Source organism: Leptospiraceae bacterium, assembly GCA_015075105.1.
Classification (GTDB): domain Bacteria; phylum Spirochaetota; class Leptospiria; order Leptospirales; family Leptospiraceae; genus JABWCC01.
On the sequence record JABTUZ010000002.1, the window covers coordinates 1,077,062 to 1,099,386 of the forward strand.

A 22,325-nucleotide genomic window follows, 5' to 3' on the forward strand; every position below is an offset into this window, starting at 1 on the left:
ACCCCCCACTCAAAAAAAGTCTAACTATTTCCATATATTTTATCACCATAAAATTTAGATTTTCTTTTTAATACCAAATTTTCATTTTCAACGAATACGAAAAATAAAATCTAGTATTTTCATGCTGAATATTTTACGACTGGGAAAACAATTATTTTCTGAATTAAATAAAAAAGATAAATTTTTTCTTTCGTTTAGCTTTTTGATTCTTATCACCACATTTATTTTAGGAGCACAAAAGATCGGCTTAAAATCAGACTTTCAAGATTATTACAAGGCTTCGGAATTATTTAGAAATTCAAAAGATATTTATCAACTCGAATTATTAAAATCTTTGAAAGAATCCATTAAACCAGAAGATGCTTTTAAAACAGAAAACCTGATTAAACTAGAAAGCCTGAAAAATAGCGTAGGAACGTATATCTATCCCCCAACTTTTGCTTTCTTACTTCTTTCTATATCATGGTTGCCATACACTTTCAGTTCTGCAATTTTTTATATTCTGAATTTTTCCTTTTTACTAATCTCGATGTATTGGATTTTGCAAATCACAAACACCAAAAAGAAATATCTAATTCTTTTTCTTTCTATAATTTTGAGTTTCAGGTATTTAGAAAATCATTTTTATAACAATCAAGTTGCTTTTATTTTACTTGGATTGATATTATATTCTATTCGCACTAAAAACCCATACTCCTCCGGGGCAGCGCTTTCTCTTGCAATTGTAATCAAACTTACGCCAGGAATATTTCTATTATATTTTTTATTTCAAAAAGATTGGAAAAAAATTAGTCTGACAATTTTTTTCTTGGTGCTTTGGGTGCTACTTCCTTTTTTATCAGGGCTTCAATACAATTGGAGCTTACTTACTGATTGGATAGACATGGTGTTGAAAAATTTTCTACAAAACCCAGAGTTTAGAGCTTGGAAAAATAACCAATCTCTCATAGCTACCTTAGCAAAATATTTTCTGCCAAACGGAGACTTGCAAAATCAAACTGAATTTGGAATGCCTTTTATAACTTTATCTCCTAAATTTGTAAAAATTATATTCTACTTTTTCGCATTACTCTTTTTTGGATCGGGGCTGTTAAAATACTATAAATCTAAAGTAAATCTCTCAAACTCTCAAGTTATATCTTTGCTGTTTATACTTTCTGTAATATTTAGTGGAATCAGTTGGATTCATTCATTTGTATTTTTACTATTTCCAATAACGTATGGTTTAGTTAATATTTTAGAAAATACTGTCTCCTTATTTTCTAAAATTCTTTTTTGGATTTCTGTAACCCTACCAATCCTAAGCGGTAGAGTGTTTGTCGGAAATTTCTTGGAAGACCTTTTACTGATGATTTCTGTTTTACTTTATACTTCTACACTTTTGTATATCTCTATCTTGAGTTTTAAAAAAAATGGAAACTAATCTAAAATTCAAACCAAGAGTAGGAATAGATGCAAGACCTTTCGCTTACGGAATGACAGGAAACTCCAGATACTTGCACGAAGTATTAAAAAAATTAATCCATTTTAATTCTCCTTTTGAATACTACCTTTACTCACACAAAGAATTTCATCCGGTATTTGAAGATGTTTATGAAAGTCCACTAATAAAAGTATCTGTTTATGATAAATTCCAGATCCCGGGTTTTCTATGGCTAAATTATATTCTACCCAAGGAATTAAAAGAAGATAGAGTAGATATTTTTTGGGGAACTCTGCAAATGCTCCCTTTCTTCAAAATGAATATACCGGAAGTTGTAAACTACCACGACTTGAATTTTATTTCTGCACCAAATACCATGACGAAAGCAAATTATTTTCAACACAAAATTTTTTCACCAATCACTTTACGTCATGCGGACAAAATTTTTTGCCTTTCTAAAAATACAAAAAATGATATACATCAAAATTTCCCAAGATTCAAAGAGAAGCTGACCGTTATTTATCCGGGGGTCAATCAAAAAACAGAAGGATTGCATGTAAATCCGCCTTACGATAATTTTTTATTTACAATTGGAACTTTAGAGCCAAGAAAAAATCTAAAGACTCTAATTCTTGCTTACATTCAATTAAAAACCGAAAACCCTAACTTCCCTCTAAAACTAATTGTGGCTGGTAGAGTAGGCTGGAAAGAAAAAGAACTGTCCGATAGTTTACTAAAAGGTGAATATGAAAAATTTGGTTTATACTTTTTGCAAAACCCTGATGACGATGTATTGACCTTTTTATACAAAAACTGTTATGCTTTTTTATTTCCTTCTATCCACGAAGGATTTGGTCTTCCACTACTCGAGGCTTTAATAGAAAATAAAATCTGTGTCGCCTCGGACATACCTGTATTCAGAGAAGTGCTAACTGATGAAGATATTTTTGTTGAGCCGCTAAATATCATTAATTGGAAAGAAGCTCTATTGAAAATTGAAAAAGAAAATTTGAACAAAAGGAAAAAAGTCTGGAATAGGGAAGATTGGAGCTGGGATAAATCGGCTAACTCAATTGAGAAAGAATTAAACTCAATCTGGAAAAAGAAAATAGATAGGCTTTCTTTTTAAATCTATATGTGGTTTTTGCTATGAAAATCTCTTTTCAACGAGGTGTTTTCCTCTTTTCGTCGGGTTTGTGTCGTTTTAGTCTGTTGTAGCGGGTTGTTTTTCTCTTGGAAAGGTAAGCTCCCCCCGCAATCGTGGTCACCGGGGTGGGAACTCCATTCTCGAAGAATCGACTGGGGAGAATTATGTCCCATTCGGCAAGGTCAAGCACTAACAGAAGAGTAAAAAGAGCGGTCTTTGTGGTACCAAGCCAGTCTGCAAGAATCCCCAATTCAATCCAGTCATCGTTATTCGGGGTAAAATTCTTCTTCTGCAAATTTTGCCCGACTTCTTGATACGCTTTCTTTACTCTATCCATTTTCTCAAAAGTCCCCCAAAGAATCACATTTCTGTATCTGTTCAGCAATGCGTGCAAATATTTTCGTCTCGAAAAACCCGTCGTTCTTCTATTGAACTCGTCCATATATTTTGCTGGAACAAGCAAGCTCGATTGGGTTTCTGTAAATTTTTGTGGGTTCATAAATTTCTCCTTAAAGTAAAATTTTCTGCTCTCCTTTATAAGGTAAAAAAAGTTTGCTTTAGAAAAAAAATTTTTGCATTTTTTAGAAAATTTTTTTAGCTTTTACAGAAAAAGTCCCAAATCTGCACTAAAGGCGTAATTTCTTGAAATCCCCATAAAAAATGGAGATCCCACATTTTTGCATAAAAGGTTCACAATTGGTATAAAACATGCACTTTACAGAAAAGAGTGGAGATCCCACATTTGTGCACGAAAAGTGCAAAATCTGCACTAAACGCGAAAGCTCAAAACCTCTAACGAAAAAAAATCTACTTGTAAGAAATAGCTGAATTATTTTTACTGATATTGATTCTCAATTTCTTTTTAGGGGCCAAATATGCTTTCTTCCATTCTATCTAAAAAACCATACACTGGGATAATTTCTTTTATTTTAGTTTTATTTACCATGCCTTTGGGTCACTCTGCTATGATTTTAATGGAGAAGGGGTTTGGTCACGAGTACGTCTTTCATGCAGCTATAGCATTAGGACTATTTGGTTTAACATTACTCGTAATCGGGGTGGTGGCAAAAAACAAAACTTTTTCTACCTTTATGGGGCTTTTTTCCGGGTTGTTTGTATGGACTGGTTGGGTTGAGTTTTCTTTTGTTTACTACGCAAAAAGATTCGAGGTAAAAGGACTAATCGAAAACGGAGAAATGGTAACTAAACCGGAATATTTAATTATGCCATCTTCTATTGGATTTCTAGGAGTACTATTTCTAATTTACGTATTAGGAAATAATTCTAACTGTCCATTTTTTATCTGGTTTCAAAAAAGGCTTAGAATTTTTTCAAAGATCAAAGAAATTCCTACAGAAAAAAATCCTGCTGTTGTAACCTTCGCAGAATTTATTGCAATACTTTGGACATTTTATTTACTACTACTTTTTGCTTATGACAAAAACTTTTTTGGTGATAGACATCCTGTCACTTATATAATCGCATTCGGCTCTTTATTCTGGTCATTGTATTTATTCATGCGTCTTATGACATTCAACCAATTTGCATACTCTCTTCGTTATTCAATTCCCACTGTAATTATTTTCTGGAATTTTGTAGAGATATTGGGAAGATGGAATCTGATGAAAGAAATTTGGTTAGAACCAAAGCAATACTCTCTTGAAATGGGTCTATTGCTTTTAATATTTACTTTAGTTACAAGCTATTCTATATTTCTAGGATTCAAACCAAAAAAAAATTTGCAGTGAGTTTTATGTTTTATTCAAAATTTAAAAAACCCTATATCACCTTTTCTCTATTCATTTTATTATTCGGATACCAATCCATAAATAGTCAAAGTGAAACCTTGAAAACCAGTACTACTGAAATTGAAGACAGTAAAAAGAAAATGTATGACCCTGATAAAGCATTGATCATGGCTACACCAGTCTATGGGGGGCTTATAAGCGGAATAGAATTTCCTTATAGATTTCCCTATTTTCAAAACGGAAACTTTACCTCTAAAGATTTCCAATTATTACGAGGAGAAAAAGATCTTCATGGATCAGGAAATGGTGGTGGAGTAGAGCTTGGAATCGTAAAAGGAAACTGGAGTTATGTAACAGTCAATTTTCAATTTGAGAACACACCTTACGAAACAGTAGGAAGTGCTACGAATCATATTGAAAAGACTCGTTCTAGCTTTGTGGGAACTTTAAATTATTTACAATACTCTTGGGAAAACAAGTCCCAGTTTGTACCTACTTTTGGAATAGGCTTCTTTAATGGATTTGTAAATACTACGGTAAAAGATTTTGTAGCTTTTGATCCTTCTCAGAAATCTGTAATCTATTCGAGTTATGTCAATGCATCAAGCCATGTTGTGAATCCTTTTCCAAAATTAGGAATGAAAATAAAGATCCCTGTTCAACATTGGTATGTAGCTCCATTCTATTCTTATTTTTACGAAGAAGTGACAGCTAACGTATCTTACGGTACAGGGAAGGTGCTTTCTCCTGATCCTGCTTTATTCAATCCATTTACCTTTGCAGAAACAATTGGAAATTCATCAAACAATTCTCTTCTATATCCGGGGGAGGCACGCAGTCTAAAAAAATACTATCAAAACGTTGTAGGTGCAAATATATTTTTGGACTTTCACTATTTTATTCAGCTAAGAGCGAATATTTACAGAAATCTAACTAGAAATTTATGGACTGCAAGAGTATTCCTTACATTTTTTTTCCACAAAAATATAGGAATTTCTGCCTATTATGAATACGCAGAGAGAATCACAGGTCACTACAACTACTGGCTTATAGGCCCAACCTTCGCAACCCAGTTTTAATATTTCATATAGTCAAAATATTCTTTTTGACATTTTTTTCTGAAAAATTTGTTATTATTCCGGTGTCTTTTTCTAAACTTTTATTAACAATATCTATAATTTTCTTTTTCTCATGTACGAAAGAAAAAAAGATTTTTCCGGTAGCTATAAAAGGTATTTTAGATATTAGCCAAAAAAGTGAAAAGAAATGGGAGTTTGATCTTGATGGAAACTTGAAGTTAGACGGAGAATGGGAATTTTATTGGAAAGAATTTTTAGAGCCTGTTACACTCTCTAACCCTGACTCAATCACTTCTAATACTAACACACAAAAATTTTCTCCAGATTGGATAAATATTCCATCCGCATGGAATAACCTGCCTGTTCCAAATAGCAACAAAGAAAAAGTTGCTGGCGCTTTCGGTTTTGCAACATACAGACTCAGAATTCTCACTGACTCAGCCCAAGAACTTTCTATAAAGTTTCCTTACATAAACACGTCTTACAGACTTTTCATAAACGGTAAATTTATATCTGAAGTAGGAACTCCATCCGACTCAAAAAATTCTTCCAGTCCAAGTGTTCATTCTGATGTATTTGAAATTCCAATTTCTGAAACAAAGAAAAATGAAATAGAAATACTCATCCATGTTTCAAACTATTTCCACTCAAAAGGCGGGATTCGTAACTCCATACTACTCGGTAAAAATCAAAAAATAAAAAATCTTCATGATAGAAATTTATTTTTTGATTCATTCCTTGCAGGTAGTATATTTATCACAGGTCTTTACCATTTAGGACTGTATTTACTCAGAAGAAAAGAGTCATCCCCGTTGTACTTAGGGATTTTTTGTATCCTGATGAGCTTTCGTACTTTATTAATAAGCGAAAACTACTGGTATGAAATTTTCCCGAATTTTCCTTATGAAGTGGGCATAAAGTTAGAGTACTTAGTTTTTTATTTTGGTCCTGCGATTTTCTTACTTTATATCAATCAAGTTTTTCCTAAAGATGAAATAAAGATTCTATCTAAAATATTAAGAATTTTTTCTTATTCACTCACTATTGTAATGTTAATTACCCCTGTTAGGATTGCCTCCAATACTTTAATTTTTATGGAATCAATGACGTTAGTTGGAATGCTATACGTTATTTATATTATGATTCAAGCAATACGAAATAGACGTGAAGGAGCCAAATCTTTTGCTTTTGGGATTTGTATTATTTTTATTGCTATAATAAATGATATGCTCTATGTAAACCAAATTCTTTCTACGGGTTATTTTGCTCCTTTTGGGGTATTTTTATTTTTTCTTTCACAAGCCTATTTGCTTTCTATTCGTTCATCAAAGGCATTTGACCAAGTGGAAGAACTCACAAACTCATTAGAAAAAAAAGTACTAACTCGAACAAATGAATTACTTCAATCCAAAAAAATTATTGAAACTGAAAAACTCATATCCGAAGAATATCTTAAAAAACTGAAGAAAGACCTCCATGTTGCCAGGAGTATCCAAAGAGCAATTCTCCCGACGAAACCTAAAAACGAAAAATTAAAATTCTATTCAAAATATCTACCTATGTCTGAAGTAGGTGGAGATATTTATCATATAGAAGAAATTCATCCAAATTATATTAGAATATTTATTGCAGATGTCACAGGACATGGAATGCAGGCTGCCTTAATAACGATGTGCGTTCTTGCGGATTATCAACATTTAAAAAATTCACACTTAAGTCCTTCCGAAATCCTTCGTAAAATAAATATCCAATTTTGTGAGAGGTATTCATTCTTATCTACATTTTTTACTTGTATGGCAATGGATATAGACTTAAACTCCAATATCTTGTCTTTCTCTTCAGCGGGACATCCTGCACAATTCAAGTTCTCTTCAGGGAAAATCGAATTATTTGAAAGAACAGGAAGACTAATCGGCTTAGCTAAAGATTCAAATTATACTTTAGTGGAGACCGCATTTCAACCGAATGATAAGCTCTTTTTATTTACTGATGGTTTGTATGAAGAAATTAATTCAGAGCATATAGAATATGGTGAAGATCGACTCATAAAAATTATAGAAGAAAATATTACAAAAGATTTAGATATTATTATAGAAACCACACTTGCAGATTTAGACGACTTTTTGGGTGGTTCCGAAAAAAGAGACGATATTACTTTTATCGGGATCGAATTTTTATAGCACAATATCTGCCTTTTTTGGAGTACAAGTCAATTTCTGCTTCTTAGCAATAAAAATATTTTAAGATTGCATTATTTATAAAAGGCGTACCTGCAAAAAGTCGTTTTTTGAAAAAGCAATTGTTCAAAAAGCCAATAAAAGTGCCATTTTCTAGCGTTGTAAAAAGCCCTGAAAGGGGTTTTTGCAGTAGCGTCATAAAAAATATAAAATAAAGACTTGCATATATCAAGTTATCTTTATATATGGCTATAAGGAAATATTAAAAAATCTTACTCTTTCGATGAAAAGAAGCCTAATCCATGAACTAAAAGCGATTTCTGATGAAACAAGGATCAGAATCCTGCATATCTTGTCTTTTGCCTCTTTTAGTGTAAACGAAATCACTGAAATATTGAGTATGGGTCAATCCAGAGTTTCCAGACACCTGAAGATTATGAATGATGCCGGGATATTAGAATCTATTCGAGAGGGAACTTGGGTGTATTATAAAATCAACGAAAATGTACCTGAAAATAATTTTATTAAAGACCTCTCGAGTTTGATTTTATCGCACAAAGAAGAAATCCCAAAAAGAGAAATTGATGAAAAAAACACGGAAAGGTTGCTAAAAAAAAGAGAAGACAGAAAAACCGGCTATTTCAATAAAATTGGAAAAGATTTAGATAGAGTACAAAGCAAGGTTTTAAATCCAAAAATCTATCGCGAAAAAATACTATCCTTTCTTCCCTCGAAAAATAGAATGATAATAGACCTTGGATGTGGGCCCGGAGGACTATTTCCATATCTTCTAAAAAAAAGCGATCGCGTAACCGGAATTGATTCTTCGGTAAAGATGGTCGATGATGCAAATTCTATTTTCGGAGAAAACAAAAATATCAAAGTAATACACAGCTATTTAGAGAAGCTGCCTATTTCGTCTAACTTCTCGGATGCAGTGGTTGCCTCTATGGTTTTGCACCATGTTTCAAATCCGAAGTTCATCATGGATGAGGCCAACAGAATTTTGAAAACGGGTGGGGTATTTTGTATCATTGACTTAAAAAAACACAATTCAGAGTTTATGAGGGATAGTTTTGCCGATCTCTGGCTTGGATTTGAAGAAAATCTTCTTAGCGAATGGTTGAAGATTTCTGGATTCGATATTAAGAAAATCGAAGAAATTCCAACTCAATCTGAATTTAAAATATTAGCAATCAAAGCAATAAAAAAAGGAGGGCGTAATGTCCACAGCAACAAAAGAACAAACACAAAAGTATAAGGTAAAAGATATCGGTCTTGCAGACTGGGGAAGAGAGGAGATCATCCTAGCAGAAAAGGAAATGCCGGGGCTGATGGCAATTCGAAAAGAATTCAAAGGTAAAAAACCTTTGGCGGGTGCAAGAATCGCAGGATCTCTTCACATGACAATTCAGACAGCAGTTCTAATTGAGACGTTAGTTGAGCTTGGTGCAGAAATCAGATGGGCTTCTTGCAATATTTTTTCAACCCAAGACCATGCAGCGGCAGCCATTGCAAAAGCAGGAATTCCTGTATTTGCATGGAAAGGAGAAACAGAAGAAGAATATTGGTGGTGCACAGAGCAAACGCTTTACTTCGATGGCGGCAAAGGCCCAAATATGATTCTCGACGACGGGGGAGACCTAACGTATCATATTCACACTAAACACCCTGACTTATTAAAAGATATAAGAGGGGTTTCCGAAGAAACTACCACAGGTGTAAACCAACTGATGAAAATGATGGCAAAGGGAGAATTAAAAATCCCTGCAATCAATGTGAACGATTCTGTTACAAAATCAAAATTTGACAACCTCTACGGTTGTAGAGAATCTCTTGCAGACGGAATCAAGCGTGCAACGGACGTTATGCTCGCAGGGAAGCTCTGTATTGTTGCGGGATATGGCGATGTAGGGAAAGGATCGGCAGCCTCCCTAAGAAATTTTGGCGCAAGAGTTATCATAACCGAAATCGATCCGATCTGTGCCCTTCAAGCTGCTATGGAAGGCTATCAAGTCCTTCGCATGGAAGATATTGTTGACAAGGCAGATATAGTTGTGACTGCAACCGGAAACAACGACATAGTAACCCTTGAACACATGAAGGCGATGAAAGATGGAGCAATTCTTTGTAACATTGGTCACTTCGATACAGAAATTCAAATGGCAAGACTAAACTCAATGCCGGGAATTCAAAAGAAAGAAATCAAACCTCAAGTGGATAAATATACTTTTCCTGACGGGAAGTCTATCATTGTACTTGCAGAAGGTCGCTTAGTCAATCTCGGATGCGCTACAGGGCATCCTTCTTTTGTGATGAGTAATTCTTTTTCCAACCAAGTTCTCGCTCAAATTGAGCTGTACAACAATACCGATAAATATCCTGTTGGTGTATATAGACTTCCAAAGCACCTTGATGAAAAAGTGGCTGCATTCCATTTAGAACAAATTGGAGTGAGGCTAACTACACTCACTAAAGAACAAGCAGAATATCTTGGTGTTTCGCTTAACGGCCCTTTTAAACCGGAGCATTATAGATACTAAGTTAAAAGTAGTGACTAATTTTTAGCTAAACAAAGTCACTTCCTATTTTAATTAATCTATATGAAGGTGATGCGTTTTCTCTCACTACTTTTTCTTGCCAATGAATTAGTGAGAGAAACAAATCTTTTCGTGTATATTTTATTATTAAATATTTAGAAAATTTTATAACCGGATTAGATAAGAAAATTAATGCAAATTTTTAATTTGAATAAAGAGAAGTTGAAAATTCCTTCGTTGTTAAATTATAAACACACTCTTAAAGTTGGTTTAAAACAATATGCCACACATCGTTACTGAATACTGTTTTCAATGCGAAGCTACAGTTTGTGCTGCTATCTGTCCGATGGCAGCATTTCGAGAAGGTGAAGATATGCTCTATATTTCTCCTGACGATTGTATAGACTGCGGAAACTGTGTATCCGAATGCCCGACTGGAGCTATCTTCCCTGATTACGACTTGCCTAAAAAATTTCATAGCTATATAGAAATAAACGAAGCAGAGTCTAAAAAATATCCAGTAATAAGTTCTGTAAAAAATAAATACAAAAAGGAAAAAACGGAAGCAAAGCATTCCGCATAACGTACAAAATGAAATATTCTAACCCTAATTCAAAAGAACTGATCACATTACTTACAAAACAGATATTAATTTTAGACGGGGCTATGGGAACCATGATTCAAAGGCATAAGCCCACAGAAGAAGATTTTCGCGGGGATTTACTAAAAAACCATCCCTCGCCTTTAAAAGGGAATAACGACCTATTATCTATCACCCGGCCTAATATTATAGAGTCTATCCACTTAGAGTATCTTCGTGCAGGGGCAAATATAATCGAAACAAATACTTTTAGTGCAAACTCAGTTTCTCAAGCCGATTATAAATTAGAGCATTTAGTAGAAAAAATAAATCGAGATTCCGTAAAGTGTGCTAAAAAGGCAATCGAAAATTTTCGGAATGAAAATTCAACCCAACCTTGTTTTATTGCCGGAGCTATCGGACCGACAAACAGAACTGCGTCGATGTCGCCTGACGTAAACAACCCGGCATTTCGCGCAGTTAGCTTTGATGATCTTGTCGAAGCCTACTATGAACAAGTAAAGCCATTAGTAGAAGAGGGGGTTGATCTGCTTTTACCGGAAACAACTTTTGACACTCTAAACTTGAAAGCCGCAATTTATGCGATAGAAAAATATTTTGAAGAAACAAATACCAGAATTCCTGTGAGTCTATCTGTAACGATAACAGACGCTTCCGGTAGAACTCTTTCCGGTCAAACTTTAGAAGCATTTTATAACTCGATACGTCATGCGAAACCGATAAGTATCGGAATCAACTGTGCACTCGGTGCATCCGAAATGAGACCCTATCTACAAGAGCTTTCCGATAAATGTGAATTCTATGTAAGCTGCTACCCAAACGCAGGGTTGCCTAACGCATTTGGGGGATACGACCAAGGCGCAGAAGAATTCGCAAACTATCTAACTGATTTTGCAAAGCATAGCTGGTTAAATATTGCAGGCGGTTGTTGTGGAACAACTCCAGAACACATTCAAGCGGCTGCCAATGCACTAAAAAATTATTCCCCAAGAGTTCCACCGACTATTTTGCATGAAACAAGGCTATCCGGTCTCGAAGCCTTAAACTTAACTGAAGACAAGGGCTTTATATTGGTTGGAGAGAGAACAAACGTTACCGGATCTCCTAAATTCAAAAAACTCATTTTGGAAGAAAATTTTAATGAAGCCCTATCTGTTGCTGCACAGCAGGTAGAAGCAGGAGCCAATATAATTGATATAAATTTTGATGAGGCGCTTTTGGATGGTGAAGCCTCAATGACTAAATTTTTAAACTTAGTAGCCAGCGAGCCTGAAATTTCCAAAGTACCGATAATGATAGACAGTTCCAAGCCAAGCGTGATATACGCCGGACTAAAATGCTTACAAGGAAAAGGAATAGTTAACTCAATCAGCTTAAAAGAAGGAGAAGAAAAATTTTTAGAAGAAGCAAGAGAAATTAAAAAATTTGGAGCAGCTGTAGTTGTCATGGCTTTTGATGAAAAAGGGCAGGCAGCAACCAAAGAAGAGAAAATTAGAATTTGCACAAGGGCGTATAGACTACTCACCGAAAAATGTGGGTATGAGTCTTGTGATATAATTTTTGACCCAAATATTTTAACCGTAGGAACTGGAATAGAAGAGCATAACAATTATGCAAAAGATTTTATAGAAGCCATCCCTGAAATTAAAAAACTTTGCCCTAATGCAAAAATTAGTGGAGGAGTGAGTAATATTTCTTTTTCTTTCAGAGGGAATAATCCGGTTAGAGAAGCTATGCACACTGCATTTTTGTACCATGCTATAAAATCCGGAATGGATATGGCGATAGTTAACGCCGGGATGCTTGGTGTATATGAAGAAATACCAAAAGACCTACTCGAAAAAGTGGAAGATGTACTACTGAATAGAAAATCTGACTCTACAGAAAAGTTAATCGACTTTGCATCCGGTTTTAAAGGAGAAGAAAAATCCAAAGAAAAAGAAATTCTTTGGAGAAAAGAAAGCGTTGAATCCCGCCTAACGCATTCTCTTGTAAAAGGAATTACTGATTTTATCGACCTAGACACTGAAGAAGCAAGAGCAAAATACAATCGACCGCTTGACGTAATCGAAGGGCCTCTAATGGACGGGATGAAGGTAGTGGGGGAGTTGTTTGGAGCAGGAAAAATGTTTTTGCCTCAAGTAGTAAAAAGTGCAAGAGTAATGAAAAAAGCAGTAGCTTACCTTCTTCCTTTTATGGAAAAAGAAAAATCGGAAGGTGTCGGACGGCCAAAATTTTTAATCGCAACGGTAAAAGGAGACGTGCACGATATTGGAAAAAATATTGTTGGGGTAGTTCTTGCCTGTAATAATTATGAAGTGATTGACTTAGGTGTAATGGTTCCTTCTGAAAAAATTTTAGAAGAAGCAAGAAAGCAAAATGTAAACGCTATCGGAGTCTCAGGCCTTATTACTCCTTCTCTCGATGAGATGGTTCACGTTGCAAAAGAAATGAAAAGAGAAAACTTTTCCATCCCACTTTTCATTGGTGGAGCTACTACAAGTCCAATCCATACAGCAGTAAAAATTGCAGAAGAGTATTCGCCTGTTGTGCATGTACTCGATGCATCGAGAGTTGTAGAAGTAGTCAATAATTTACTAAATCCAGATACAAAAAAATCTTTTATAGAAACAGTGGCTCAAGATCAAGAAAAGATTCGTAAGGACTACTACGACAAAAAAATAGATAGAAAACTACTTAGTATAACAGATGCAAGAAAAAATGGAGTAAAAACAGATTGGACAAATGCTGATATTCCAACTCCATCGTTTACAGGTTTAAAAATATTTGAAGATATACCACTTTCTGTTCTAAGAGACTACATAGACTGGTCTCCTTTTTTTCATGCTTGGGAATTGAAGGGGCACTATCCCGATATTTTATCTGATGAAAAATTTGGACGACAGGCGAAAGAGTTATTTGAAAATGCACAAACTCTTCTCGATACTATTATCAAAAATAAAATATATTCTGCAAAAGCAATTGTGGGAATGTACCCTGTCAATTCTGTAGGAGATGATATAGAAGTTTATGAAGATTTATCGAGAAATAAAACAATCGCAACATTCCACACTCTTCGTCAACAAATGATTAAACCAGAAGGTCAATTCAATAATTCACTTTCTGATTATATTGCTCCTAAAAACTCTAATCGAATTGATTATCTCGGTTGCTTTGCTGTAAGCGCCGGATTTGGAGTAGAAGAATTTGCAGATAGCTTCAAGAAAAAATTAGACGACTACAACGCTATCTTAGCAAAAGCGTTAGGCGACAGACTTGCTGAGTCTTTAGCAGAATATATGCACAAAGTTATCCGAGATGAGTGGGGTTATGGAAAAGAAGAAAATCTAACCAAAGAAGACCTCATTAGAGATAAGTACAGAGGGATCCGACCCGCAGCGGGCTACCCTGCATCCCCGGATCATACAGAAAAAAGAATTCTCTTCAATTTACTCCAAGCAGAAAAAAACGTAGGGATAAAACTATCTGAAAATTTTGCAATGATCCCTCCAAGTTCTGTGAGTGGACTATATTTTTCTCATCCTGAGTCAAAATATTTTGCAATCGGTAAGGTTGGAAAAGATCAGATTGAAGACTATGCAAAAAGAAAAAATATGAGTGTAGTGGAAGTCGAAAAATGGCTCGCACCACAAATCGACTACAAGTAAAATTCTTTACAAGTAATTTGAATTTAGAAAAAATAGAATTATTGGAGAATAATTTATGGTAACTGTAAAAACAAACCTATTTACCGCAGCAAAGATCGCACAAGAATTAGGTGTTTCTGACACAAAAGGAAAAAAATCATCAAAGAATTAAATATAGAGCCTGCCGAAAAAAAGGGAGTTTGTAATTACTATTCCAAAGATGTGATTGCTAAAGTAAAAAAAGCAATTGCATAGTTCGACTCATTGTTCGGAAAAATTTTACAAAACAGAATAATTCAAATCTCTTTTCAATCGTTAAAAAATATTCTAAATATTTTTCCAGATATTGATAATAAACTTTTCTTTTTAAAAAAGTGAATCTTAGTATTGATAGTATCTGTTCTGAATGTAATTTCAGAATAAAGGGGAGCAATAACGTAATTTTCATACAAATTCGGATATTGTTTACTTTCGTCCACAACTCCATTTTTAAAGGCTTCCAATACTTTAGTAATGATTCGCTTTTCCTCCCTCGACAGTAAGTCCTCGTATTCTTTTATAAGGATCAGTAAAAATCCACCAACGCCATTCGAGATCAATTTTGGCTCTACCTCTAAATAACCATCCTCTTTCATCTTTACGATTATTTCATTCAATAAATGAGGGTAGGGGCTATCCTCAAGATGAATGTACTTTTGATCTGTGATTACACTTGAATGCCTTTGAAAATATGCCCCTTCACAATAGTACAATAACTTAGAAAGTTCAACCCTCCCTCTTCCTTGAGAAGACTTTTTTAAAATAAAAGAAATGACAGATGACAATTTTTCAGAAGACATAAAATTAACCTATGATAATTACAAACAAAATCCCCAATATTCCTTATTCAAGATACGACAAAATTCAAAACTTTCTAAGAAAAAAAAGAAGGGAAATTCTTATTTTTTTGGAACATAGTTCTTGTATCACTGCCGGAATCAATTATAAAATCGAAAACCTATTAGTCAAAGAGGATTTTTTAAAAGAAAAAAAAATAGATCTATTTTTTTTAAAAAGAGGAGGGGACTTTACGGCTCACGAAAAAGGGCAGCTAGTAATTTATCCGCATATCGACCTAAAGAAAAGGAATTTACACATTACAAATTTTCTAAAAGTTTTTATAGACTCCATTCAAGTTGCAATTTTTCAAACTTGGAAACTACAAACTGTTTACAATGAAGCTGACCCCGGTTTATACATCCAAGAAAACCCAAAAAAAAAGATAGTATCTATTGGGGTTAGTTTCAAATCTTTTTTTACAAGTTTTGGTGCTGCAATAAATATCCAAAATAATTTAGAAATTTTTTCCTATATCAATCCTTGCGGAAAAGACAGCAAAGATATAGTTTCAATCAAAAGTCTTGGTTTGGATTACCAGAAAGAAAATGCTTTAATCAAAAATTTTACCGAAAAGTTCTTGCAGAAAATAGAAGAAAGACATTGGTTGAGCTAATGAGTTTAAAAGTAGAAACTTTTCCTGTGTACCCACTCGGTTGCAATTGCTCCATTGTTTATGACGAATCGGACAAAGAAGCAATCGTAATAGACCCTGGAGGGGAAGAGTTAAAAATTCTAGATTTTTTAAAAAATAATAATTTAAAACTAATGTACATCATCCACACTCACGCACACTTTGATCACTGTCTCGCTACAAACGCAGTGTATGATTCTCACACTGATACAAAAGTTTGTCTTCATAAAGAAGATCTTCCTTTATACCAAAATTTGCCCACTCAATGCCAAAGATTTGGATTTCAGTACAATCAAAAAATTAAAACTATTGATAAATTTTTAGAAGACGAAGACGAAATTCGTTTTGGGAATAACAATTCTATGAAAATCTTACATACACCGGGACATAGCCCGGGATCAGTATGTTTTCAAATTGAAACTCTAAAAGAATCTATATTATTTTCAGGAGATACACTTTTTTCAGGAAGCATAGGTCGAACCGATCTCTGGGGTGGCGATTATGATACAATTATTAAGTCTATAAAAACAAGAATCCTACCACTCGAAGACTCTACAAGAGTCATCCCCGGTCACGGAGAATTTACACAAATCTATCGTGAAAAAAAATCCAATCCTTTTTTAATATAATTTTATTTTTCACAATCTTACGGGAGGACTATGAGTAAAGTTTATTTAACAACAATTTTTTTATTTCTAATTAATTTAGGAGTGTATTTTCAAGCATATAAAATATACAAGAAAACATCGAATGATCTTTTTACGGCGAAAAATTACACTACCCAACTAAAAAAATTTATACCTAATTTAGATTGTAATAGAAATATTAATTTGTATCTTACTTTACCAGAAATATTTGATAGAAAAAACTTTGACGCAGCTTTTTTAGCAAAATACGCTCTTTCTCCTTGTGAAATAAACTATAAAGAAAATGGTATGGTTCAAATAGACCAAAAGGGATTGTATATTATGAATTCTCTTCACACAAATTTTACCGAATCAAAGAAAAAGTTTAAATTATTACAAGACAATTCTGAATTTATTCTATTTGAAGTAGAGTGATGTATGATGATTTCTTTTATAATTAAAATAATTTTTTCTAATTTACTCCTATTCCCCTTACTCGGATTGATTTTTTTTAATTTTATTGAGCCAAACTCTATCGCTTTGTTTAGAGTTTGTTCAGTAATCGTCGTTTTTATTTTTAACTTATTTTTAATATTTCTTTTCAAGGATAAATTTACAAATCAAAACGACTTCAAAAATTTTAAATTTTTTCTGATAGTTTTTTTAATTTCAAGTGTATTCTTCTTCTTTAGAGTTTTAGTAATCGAGCCTTGCGGTGGTTGGGATGCATGGGCAATGTGGAATGCAAAAGCAAAAGATTTTACGAATTTATTTTTAAATGAGAAGCCATACAAAATGTTTAAAGAAACATGGGCTCACCCGGGCTACCCCACACTTATCCCTTTACAAATTGCATTTCTTTCTGTCAATATTGGCTTTTTTACTGAGTATGTATCCTATTTTCTGAACTATACATATCTAATTTTATTTTTCTTGATGATGATGGACATTTATTCTTCTTCTAAAAATAAAAATGGAGTAGTGAATTATATTTTTGTAATTCCTTTTTCTTTAATATTTCTAATTCACCAATCTTCTGATTTATATGCGGACTATTTTCTGTCAATTCTTTATACTTTTATTTTTTATTTGTATTTTAAGAACAAAGAAAATTTGAACTCGCTGAATTTAACCATAATATTTTTTTTAAGTAGTTGTTTATTTTTAATTAAGAACGAAGGAGCTTTTTTATTTTTATCTATTTTATTTTTTTTACTTCTTAACCATAAAATAAACTTCTTAAAATTCAGCTTTCCTGCTTTAATAGGTATTATTCTGCCATTAAGTTTATTTTTATATTATAAAATAAATTCCCCTGAATTCAACCCAGTCCCGATTACAATTGACCATCTCAAAAACTCTCTTACTGATTTTCAAAGATATAAAAATGTATTATTTGCCTTAATTTTTTTTCACGGTGTTGTAATGTATTTCACAATAACAATTCTAATATATCATTTTAGAAAAATGAAAATTCACTTCTTAAACTATCTTTTTCCATTACTAATCGTACATATTATTTATAATGGAATTTTCCTTGTTACGTCCTCCGACTAAATGTGGCACATTCAAACTGCCTACATTAGATTGAATTTGCATTTAGTCCCCGCATTTTTTTTAATTTCACTTTATCTTGCCGGAGAAAACGAATTAACCGATTAGGAAGCCCGCCAGAATGCCCATCACCATCTCTATGAAGTGACGCTATAGAGACTGCCAATAATTGATTTTTATATATCCCGTATTTTGCAAAGTTTTTTCTTAATTTTGCACACAGTGTGCAAAATTTGAATCTCAAATTTTTATTTTAGAATAAATACGTTAGGCGACAACGTGTTACTTTTTCAATAAATTATAAGGACTTATCTCAAATCAATGTCTTTTTCTTAAAATATAAAAAAAATTTCTAAAAACTGGTAATTTTTATAAAAAAAACCAATCTTTTTTCCCTTATATATAGTGCACCTGCAAAAAATATTTCCTAGCGTACACATTCAAATAGACTATTTTCACCTAAATAATTATTGATCCGTTTTTCACTCAATTGTATATATTCACTATTTACGTCATAACCTATATAGTGACGATGATTTTTAATCGAAGACAAACAAGTCGTTCCACTGCCGCAAAATGGATCTAAAACAATGTCATCCTTATAGGAATACAATTGAATTAGTCTATTAGGAAGTTCTTCAGGAAATGGTGCCGGGTGCCCAATACTTTTAGCCGACACAGACGGGAAAGTCCAAACGCTTTTAGTCCACTCTAAAAATTCTTTGTCGTTAATTGTGTTTATCTTTTTTATTTTTTTGTCATTAATTCTTGAGTAAGACCCCTTACAAAAAATAAGAATATATTCATGCACGTCTCGTAAACATGGATTACTTGCAGACATCCAACTCCCCCAAGCTGTTGAGGTGCCAGCACTACTTGCCTTATTCCATATAATTTCTCCTCTCATTAAGTATCCAATTTCTAACATATCGCTAATAAGGTACGAATGAAGTGGGATATATGGCTTTCTACCTATATTTGCAATATTGATACAAGCTCTACCACCTATCACTAGTTTTTTATACGTTTCAAAAAAAACATTTTTTAATAAATTTCTATATTCATCCAAAGATAAATCATCGTCGTATTCTTTTTGAACATTGTAGGGAGGAGAGGTTACCATTAAGTGAACACTATTGTTTGGTAATTCGTCCATATTCTCACTAGATTTACAAAATATCTTGTTTAAAGCTTGTTCAGAAATTGTATTCTCTAAATAATCAAGATTTTTCTTATCATCTATTTTATTTTTGTATAACTTACTATTATAAAATTTTGATGAGTCGTGCCCAATTCTACCGGGTGCACCAAACGAACTTGTAATTGTTCTTTTTCTGACTACTTTTGCCATTTATTCATCCATCTTAAATAAATGTCGTAGTCGAGTTTTTCTTTTTCCCAATAGACAGTTATACACTTAGTATTTTGATGCTGCAATAATTCAATTAAAGCTTTTTTTGATAATTCAATTCCACGAGGGTTTGTTCCTTTTTTTGGAAGTTTCAAATACTGTTTGGCTCCCATTCTTTTCAATATTTCTTTTTGTACTCTTAATGGTATAAAATATAACCCCCCGGGATGATCTGTACTTTTTCTTTTCCACTTAATCAAAGCTAGTATTAAGTCGCAGGTAGGTTGGTAATTATCCAAATACTCTTTTGCTTTTTTTGAGTCAACAGTCCATAAAACCTTGATTCCAGTTAAACCAGTTATTGTTTTTATAGATATTGGCTTTTTTAAAACTTTGACATCTATCTCACTTTCTGTAATTGGGATTTCTGTTTCAATTTCTTCTTTTCCATAAATAGTCATAAGTAATGAAATAATTATTCGCTCTCTAATAGAACCAACTTCCATTCCTACTCTTCCGGCTCTTGAAGACTCTAGCTCGGCAACTTGAAACATGACTGATAGTTTTTCTTTAACTTTCTGTATTATTTTTGGATCTTCAAAATACTCATCTATATATTTTAAACTCATACCTTATCCTTCAAGTGCTAAAATTTAAGTCAAATTAAAAATTGTATATTTCAATTCTCTTTTCCCCATTTTCTCCGCCTCACAAATATTCTACTCCAATCGCAGTTATATCGTCTTGCTTTTCTGTGCTACCTAAAAATTCATCTAAGCTATTTAAACTTTTTTTCAATATTTTTCCAATATTAAAATTTTTATTTTGTTCGACTACAGAAAGTAGAGAATTTTCTCCAAACTCTTACTTGTGCGCACAATTGAAAACGCCCTTGCGCATTAGAAATGCAACTGAACGAGTTTTTTCAAACACCTATTCCGGAAAATTCGGAATCGATATTGAGCGAATATTCTCCTGAATCAATTCTTGCTTCCAGGCGACTGCGAATGCCCGATAGAGTTCCGATCAACGTTTTGAATTGCAATGATTTTGAACGCACTCGCGCAACGATCTGCCCAAACTGTGTAGCAGAAAATGAGTTTCCAAAAATTGCCTTTGCTTCATTGGTCAGAACAATGCAATCAACCTGAGAACGTTTTTCCAAATGAAATTCATTTGCTTCTAATTCTTTGACAGCAAAGCTTTGCTTTTCTGCAGAGGTGTAATTTGCTTGAACCGAATTTGTGATTGAATCGATTTTTGAGCGAATTTTGGATTTCAGAATTTCCTTAACTTCCGACTCGCTGATAATTCCGAGTTGAAATTTTTCAGCGTCGGATAACTCAATAGGTCTTCCATCAGCATTCAGTGTAAGCATTCCGGATGCCTCTCTTTTAAACGGAAAAAATTCTCCAATATGACATTGCAAGCCAAGCTTATACGATTGAATCTGATATCGACTAAACTCAGATTCGTTTATCGTCTGAAATTTGATTCCTTGATTATTGTAACAATAGATAGTCTTCATGGATTAAACTCTCCCCCTGCGATATAAATATATGTTCCTAATTGATTTGAGCGTACTGATTTCCCGACTTGCGGAGTTCCATGAGCGCCATCATCGACGAAATCAGTTACTATAAACCCAGGGCCTGAATTTGGTTGATTTGTTCCGACAAAGTAAGAGAATGGTCCGCCGAGATTATCAGCTGCGCGATCTGCAAGAGAGACATTAAATCCTTGAAATTGAAACGGCAATAGAATTCCAGATTGGTATGCACTCGCAAGAGTCGTTTCCGGTTTTAGTTTTCGAATTTGCGCTGTCGTGCTTGCATTTGCGTCTGATGTCCGTATCCGGTGAGGATAAATTTTGATTGTTCCTGGTGCGCTTGTGTCGCTTGTCGAATCGTAATCTATTGTAATCGTTCGATTGATTGCATCAAAATCTATAATACGATAGTCGCTACCGCTAAACGAACAAACTAAATTCAGACTCGTCCAGTTTGCAGATAAAATCGAATCACCAAAATCAATAGAATCGTGATAGCGAACCATCCAATTCAATAGCTCGATAAGTGGATCGTTTACGTCTGTATTTTTTGAACCTGATGTATCAAGTTGAATGGTCGTCGGATTTCCGGGTGTGAATCCTGTATAGTCGATTGCGTCTGACGCACCGAAAAATAAAGTCTGACTCCGTAGTTCAGGAACAAGTGTAGCCCAGTTTGCCTGCAATAATGTCGCTGTTTTCGAATCGGCAGGATGAAGTCTCGATATGCAGAGATTTGGGAAACTTGCAGACGGAGGGCACAGCGATGGGTGCTTTGGGTAGTGGAAAAGTTCACCGACAAGCTTAACACTTCTTTTGACCTTGGTAATTTCGTTTGTTATTGATTGAATTTGTTCTGACTTTACTTCTCGAAAAACACGCAAATCATTCCCAAGAGTTATTGTTCCCGATGCAACACTAATTTCGCGGAGCGGAACATCTTTAGGATCTAGAGAACCTTGTCGTGCAAGAACCTCATAATCATTATCTAACCAGATAACAGGCCCATCTGAAGGGATGTTGTCTGGGCTCGTGAATTCGGTTTCGGAGAATTTATGACGAACAATAATTTTTGAAGATGCGTTATCCGGCACAGATATTCCGGATAAAACAGGCACTTCGATTCTTTTCCCGTCAGGATCATACGCAATTGTAATTTCCGGTAAATCGATCTTTGCGGATCCGGAGCCGATAGCAACAACCCCACCTTTATGGATTCCCGTTCCAAGGAGATCCTTGTCTCTTTTGATTAATTCCTGAGCTTTTTTTTCCTGCTCATTTTTCCAATCTTCAGGAAAAACCCTTTTACCGGTTTCTGGAAATTGAATTCCTGCAAGTGTTTCCATGCTTCACCTCTATTTTTTGTGAAGCAA

General features: G+C 34.0%; 19 protein-coding genes. 13 read left to right on the plus strand and 6 right to left on the minus strand.

Translation table 11 applies throughout. The features are described from left to right. Positions 1–121 precede the first annotated feature (121 nt). Both HS129_14905 and HS129_14910 read left to right on the plus strand, forming a co-directional pair. The gene (locus HS129_14905; GenBank protein ID MBE7413324.1) at positions 122–1,423 is read left to right on the plus strand and encodes a DUF2029 domain-containing protein; all 1,302 of its coding nucleotides are present in this window, start codon (positions 122–124) and stop codon (positions 1,421–1,423) included. After that, positions 1,413–2,552 (plus strand): glycosyltransferase family 4 protein, encoded by a 1,140-nt coding sequence (locus HS129_14910; protein ID MBE7413325.1) that lies wholly within the window; start codon positions 1,413–1,415, stop codon positions 2,550–2,552. The genes HS129_14905 and HS129_14910 overlap by 11 nt, the downstream gene beginning before the upstream one ends. A gap of 34 nt (positions 2,553–2,586) precedes the next feature. On the opposite strand, the gene HS129_14915 is transcribed toward HS129_14910, so the two are convergent. Then, a complete protein-coding gene (locus tag HS129_14915) occupies positions 2,587–3,069 on the minus strand; it encodes a DUF1564 family protein (GenBank protein ID MBE7413326.1) in 483 nt (160 codons plus the stop codon). A 376-nt stretch (positions 3,070–3,445) separates the two neighbouring features. On the opposite strand from HS129_14915, the gene HS129_14920 reads away from it, so the two are divergent. From HS129_14920 to metH, 7 genes are all read left to right on the plus strand, one after another. Further along, positions 3,446–4,318 carry a hypothetical protein gene (locus tag HS129_14920; GenBank protein ID MBE7413327.1) on the plus strand — a complete coding sequence of 291 codons (873 nt, stop codon included), beginning with the start codon at positions 3,446–3,448 and terminating at the stop codon, positions 4,316–4,318. A gap of 5 nt (positions 4,319–4,323) precedes the next feature. Beyond that, positions 4,324–5,397, plus strand: coding sequence for a hypothetical protein (locus tag HS129_14925; protein MBE7413328.1), 1,074 nt, complete (start codon positions 4,324–4,326; stop codon positions 5,395–5,397). Positions 5,398–5,423: 26 nt separating this feature from the next. Then, positions 5,424–7,577, plus strand: a complete 2,154-nt coding sequence (locus HS129_14930) for a SpoIIE family protein phosphatase (GenBank protein MBE7413329.1) — start codon at positions 5,424–5,426, stop codon at positions 7,575–7,577. Between the two features lie 280 nt (positions 7,578–7,857). After that, the gene (locus HS129_14935) at positions 7,858–8,835 is read left to right on the plus strand and encodes a metalloregulator ArsR/SmtB family transcription factor (protein ID MBE7413330.1); all 978 of its coding nucleotides are present in this window, start codon (positions 7,858–7,860) and stop codon (positions 8,833–8,835) included. Continuing rightward, positions 8,798–10,117: an adenosylhomocysteinase gene (locus tag HS129_14940; protein ID MBE7413331.1), complete on the plus strand. Its 1,320-nt coding sequence runs from the start codon at positions 8,798–8,800 to the stop codon at positions 10,115–10,117. The genes HS129_14935 and HS129_14940 overlap by 38 nt, the downstream gene beginning before the upstream one ends. 277 nt (positions 10,118–10,394) lie before the next feature. Beyond that, a complete protein-coding gene (locus HS129_14945; GenBank protein MBE7413332.1) occupies positions 10,395–10,697 on the plus strand; it encodes a 4Fe-4S dicluster domain-containing protein in 303 nt (100 codons plus the stop codon). Next, entirely contained in the window at positions 10,694–14,383 is a 3,690-nt protein-coding gene (metH, locus tag HS129_14950) for a methionine synthase (GenBank protein MBE7413333.1), read from the plus strand. The genes HS129_14945 and metH overlap by 4 nt, the downstream gene beginning before the upstream one ends. Before the next feature lie 287 nt (positions 14,384–14,670). Here the strand turns inward: metH and HS129_14955 are convergent, their stop codons facing one another. Continuing rightward, positions 14,671–15,201: a DUF4065 domain-containing protein gene (locus HS129_14955; GenBank protein MBE7413334.1), complete on the minus strand. Its 531-nt coding sequence runs from the start codon at positions 15,199–15,201 to the stop codon at positions 14,671–14,673. Between the two features lie 11 nt (positions 15,202–15,212). On the opposite strand from HS129_14955, the gene lipB reads away from it, so the two are divergent. Genes lipB through HS129_14975 form a run of 4 tightly spaced genes read left to right on the plus strand, consistent with a single transcriptional unit; the run spans position 15,213 to position 18,055 of the window. Beyond that, on the plus strand, positions 15,213–15,854 hold the full coding sequence (lipB, locus tag HS129_14960) for a lipoyl(octanoyl) transferase LipB (GenBank protein MBE7413335.1): 642 nt from the start codon (positions 15,213–15,215) through the stop codon (positions 15,852–15,854). After that, on the plus strand, positions 15,854–16,501 hold the full coding sequence (locus tag HS129_14965; GenBank protein ID MBE7413336.1) for an MBL fold metallo-hydrolase: 648 nt from the start codon (positions 15,854–15,856) through the stop codon (positions 16,499–16,501). Before lipB ends, HS129_14965 begins: the two co-directional genes overlap by 1 nt. Before the next feature lie 30 nt (positions 16,502–16,531). Further along, entirely contained in the window at positions 16,532–16,933 is a 402-nt protein-coding gene (locus HS129_14970) for a hypothetical protein (protein MBE7413337.1), read from the plus strand. A 3-nt stretch (positions 16,934–16,936) separates the two neighbouring features. Further along, positions 16,937–18,055, plus strand: coding sequence for a hypothetical protein (locus HS129_14975; protein MBE7413338.1), 1,119 nt, complete (start codon positions 16,937–16,939; stop codon positions 18,053–18,055). Positions 18,056–18,479: 424 nt separating this feature from the next. Here the strand turns inward: HS129_14975 and HS129_14980 are convergent, their stop codons facing one another. The 4 genes from HS129_14980 to HS129_14995 all read right to left on the minus strand — a co-directional run bounded on the left by HS129_14980 (position 18,480) and on the right by HS129_14995 (position 22,298). Further along, complete coding sequence (locus HS129_14980; protein ID MBE7413339.1) at positions 18,480–19,403, minus strand: site-specific DNA-methyltransferase; 924 nt, start codon at positions 19,401–19,403, stop codon at positions 18,480–18,482. Next, positions 19,391–20,032: a ThaI family type II restriction endonuclease gene (locus HS129_14985; protein ID MBE7413340.1), complete on the minus strand. Its 642-nt coding sequence runs from the start codon at positions 20,030–20,032 to the stop codon at positions 19,391–19,393. The genes HS129_14980 and HS129_14985 overlap by 13 nt, the downstream gene beginning before the upstream one ends. Positions 20,033–20,328: 296 nt before the next feature. Further along, positions 20,329–20,931 (minus strand): hypothetical protein, encoded by a 603-nt coding sequence (locus HS129_14990; protein ID MBE7413341.1) that lies wholly within the window; start codon positions 20,929–20,931, stop codon positions 20,329–20,331. Beyond that, complete coding sequence (locus HS129_14995; GenBank protein ID MBE7413342.1) at positions 20,928–22,298, minus strand: hypothetical protein; 1,371 nt, start codon at positions 22,296–22,298, stop codon at positions 20,928–20,930. The genes HS129_14990 and HS129_14995 overlap by 4 nt, the downstream gene beginning before the upstream one ends. Positions 22,299–22,325 lie beyond the last annotated feature (27 nt).

Coding starts and splice junctions, on each gene's coding strand:
- HS129_14945 (MBE7413332.1), top strand. CDS start 10,395: ATGCCACACATCGTTACTGAATACTGTTTTCAATGCGAAGCTACAGTT.
- HS129_14985 (MBE7413340.1), bottom strand. CDS start 20,032: ATGAGTTTAAAATATATAGATGAGTATTTTGAAGATCCAAAAATAATA.
- HS129_14995 (MBE7413342.1), bottom strand. CDS start 22,298: ATGGAAACACTTGCAGGAATTCAATTTCCAGAAACCGGTAAAAGGGTT.
- HS129_14905 (MBE7413324.1), top strand. CDS start 122: ATGCTGAATATTTTACGACTGGGAAAACAATTATTTTCTGAATTAAAT.
- HS129_14915 (MBE7413326.1), bottom strand. CDS start 3,069: ATGAACCCACAAAAATTTACAGAAACCCAATCGAGCTTGCTTGTTCCA.
- HS129_14990 (MBE7413341.1), bottom strand. CDS start 20,931: ATGAAGACTATCTATTGTTACAATAATCAAGGAATCAAATTTCAGACG.
- HS129_14980 (MBE7413339.1), bottom strand. CDS start 19,403: ATGGCAAAAGTAGTCAGAAAAAGAACAATTACAAGTTCGTTTGGTGCA.
- HS129_14970 (MBE7413337.1), top strand. CDS start 16,532: ATGAGTAAAGTTTATTTAACAACAATTTTTTTATTTCTAATTAATTTA.
- HS129_14935 (MBE7413330.1), top strand. CDS start 7,858: ATGAAAAGAAGCCTAATCCATGAACTAAAAGCGATTTCTGATGAAACA.
- HS129_14925 (MBE7413328.1), top strand. CDS start 4,324: ATGTTTTATTCAAAATTTAAAAAACCCTATATCACCTTTTCTCTATTC.
- HS129_14975 (MBE7413338.1), top strand. CDS start 16,937: ATGATGATTTCTTTTATAATTAAAATAATTTTTTCTAATTTACTCCTA.
- HS129_14955 (MBE7413334.1), bottom strand. CDS start 15,201: ATGTCTTCTGAAAAATTGTCATCTGTCATTTCTTTTATTTTAAAAAAG.
- lipB (MBE7413335.1), top strand. CDS start 15,213: ATGATAATTACAAACAAAATCCCCAATATTCCTTATTCAAGATACGAC.
- HS129_14940 (MBE7413331.1), top strand. CDS start 8,798: ATGTCCACAGCAACAAAAGAACAAACACAAAAGTATAAGGTAAAAGAT.
- HS129_14965 (MBE7413336.1), top strand. CDS start 15,854: ATGAGTTTAAAAGTAGAAACTTTTCCTGTGTACCCACTCGGTTGCAAT.
- HS129_14910 (MBE7413325.1), top strand. CDS start 1,413: ATGGAAACTAATCTAAAATTCAAACCAAGAGTAGGAATAGATGCAAGA.
- HS129_14920 (MBE7413327.1), top strand. CDS start 3,446: ATGCTTTCTTCCATTCTATCTAAAAAACCATACACTGGGATAATTTCT.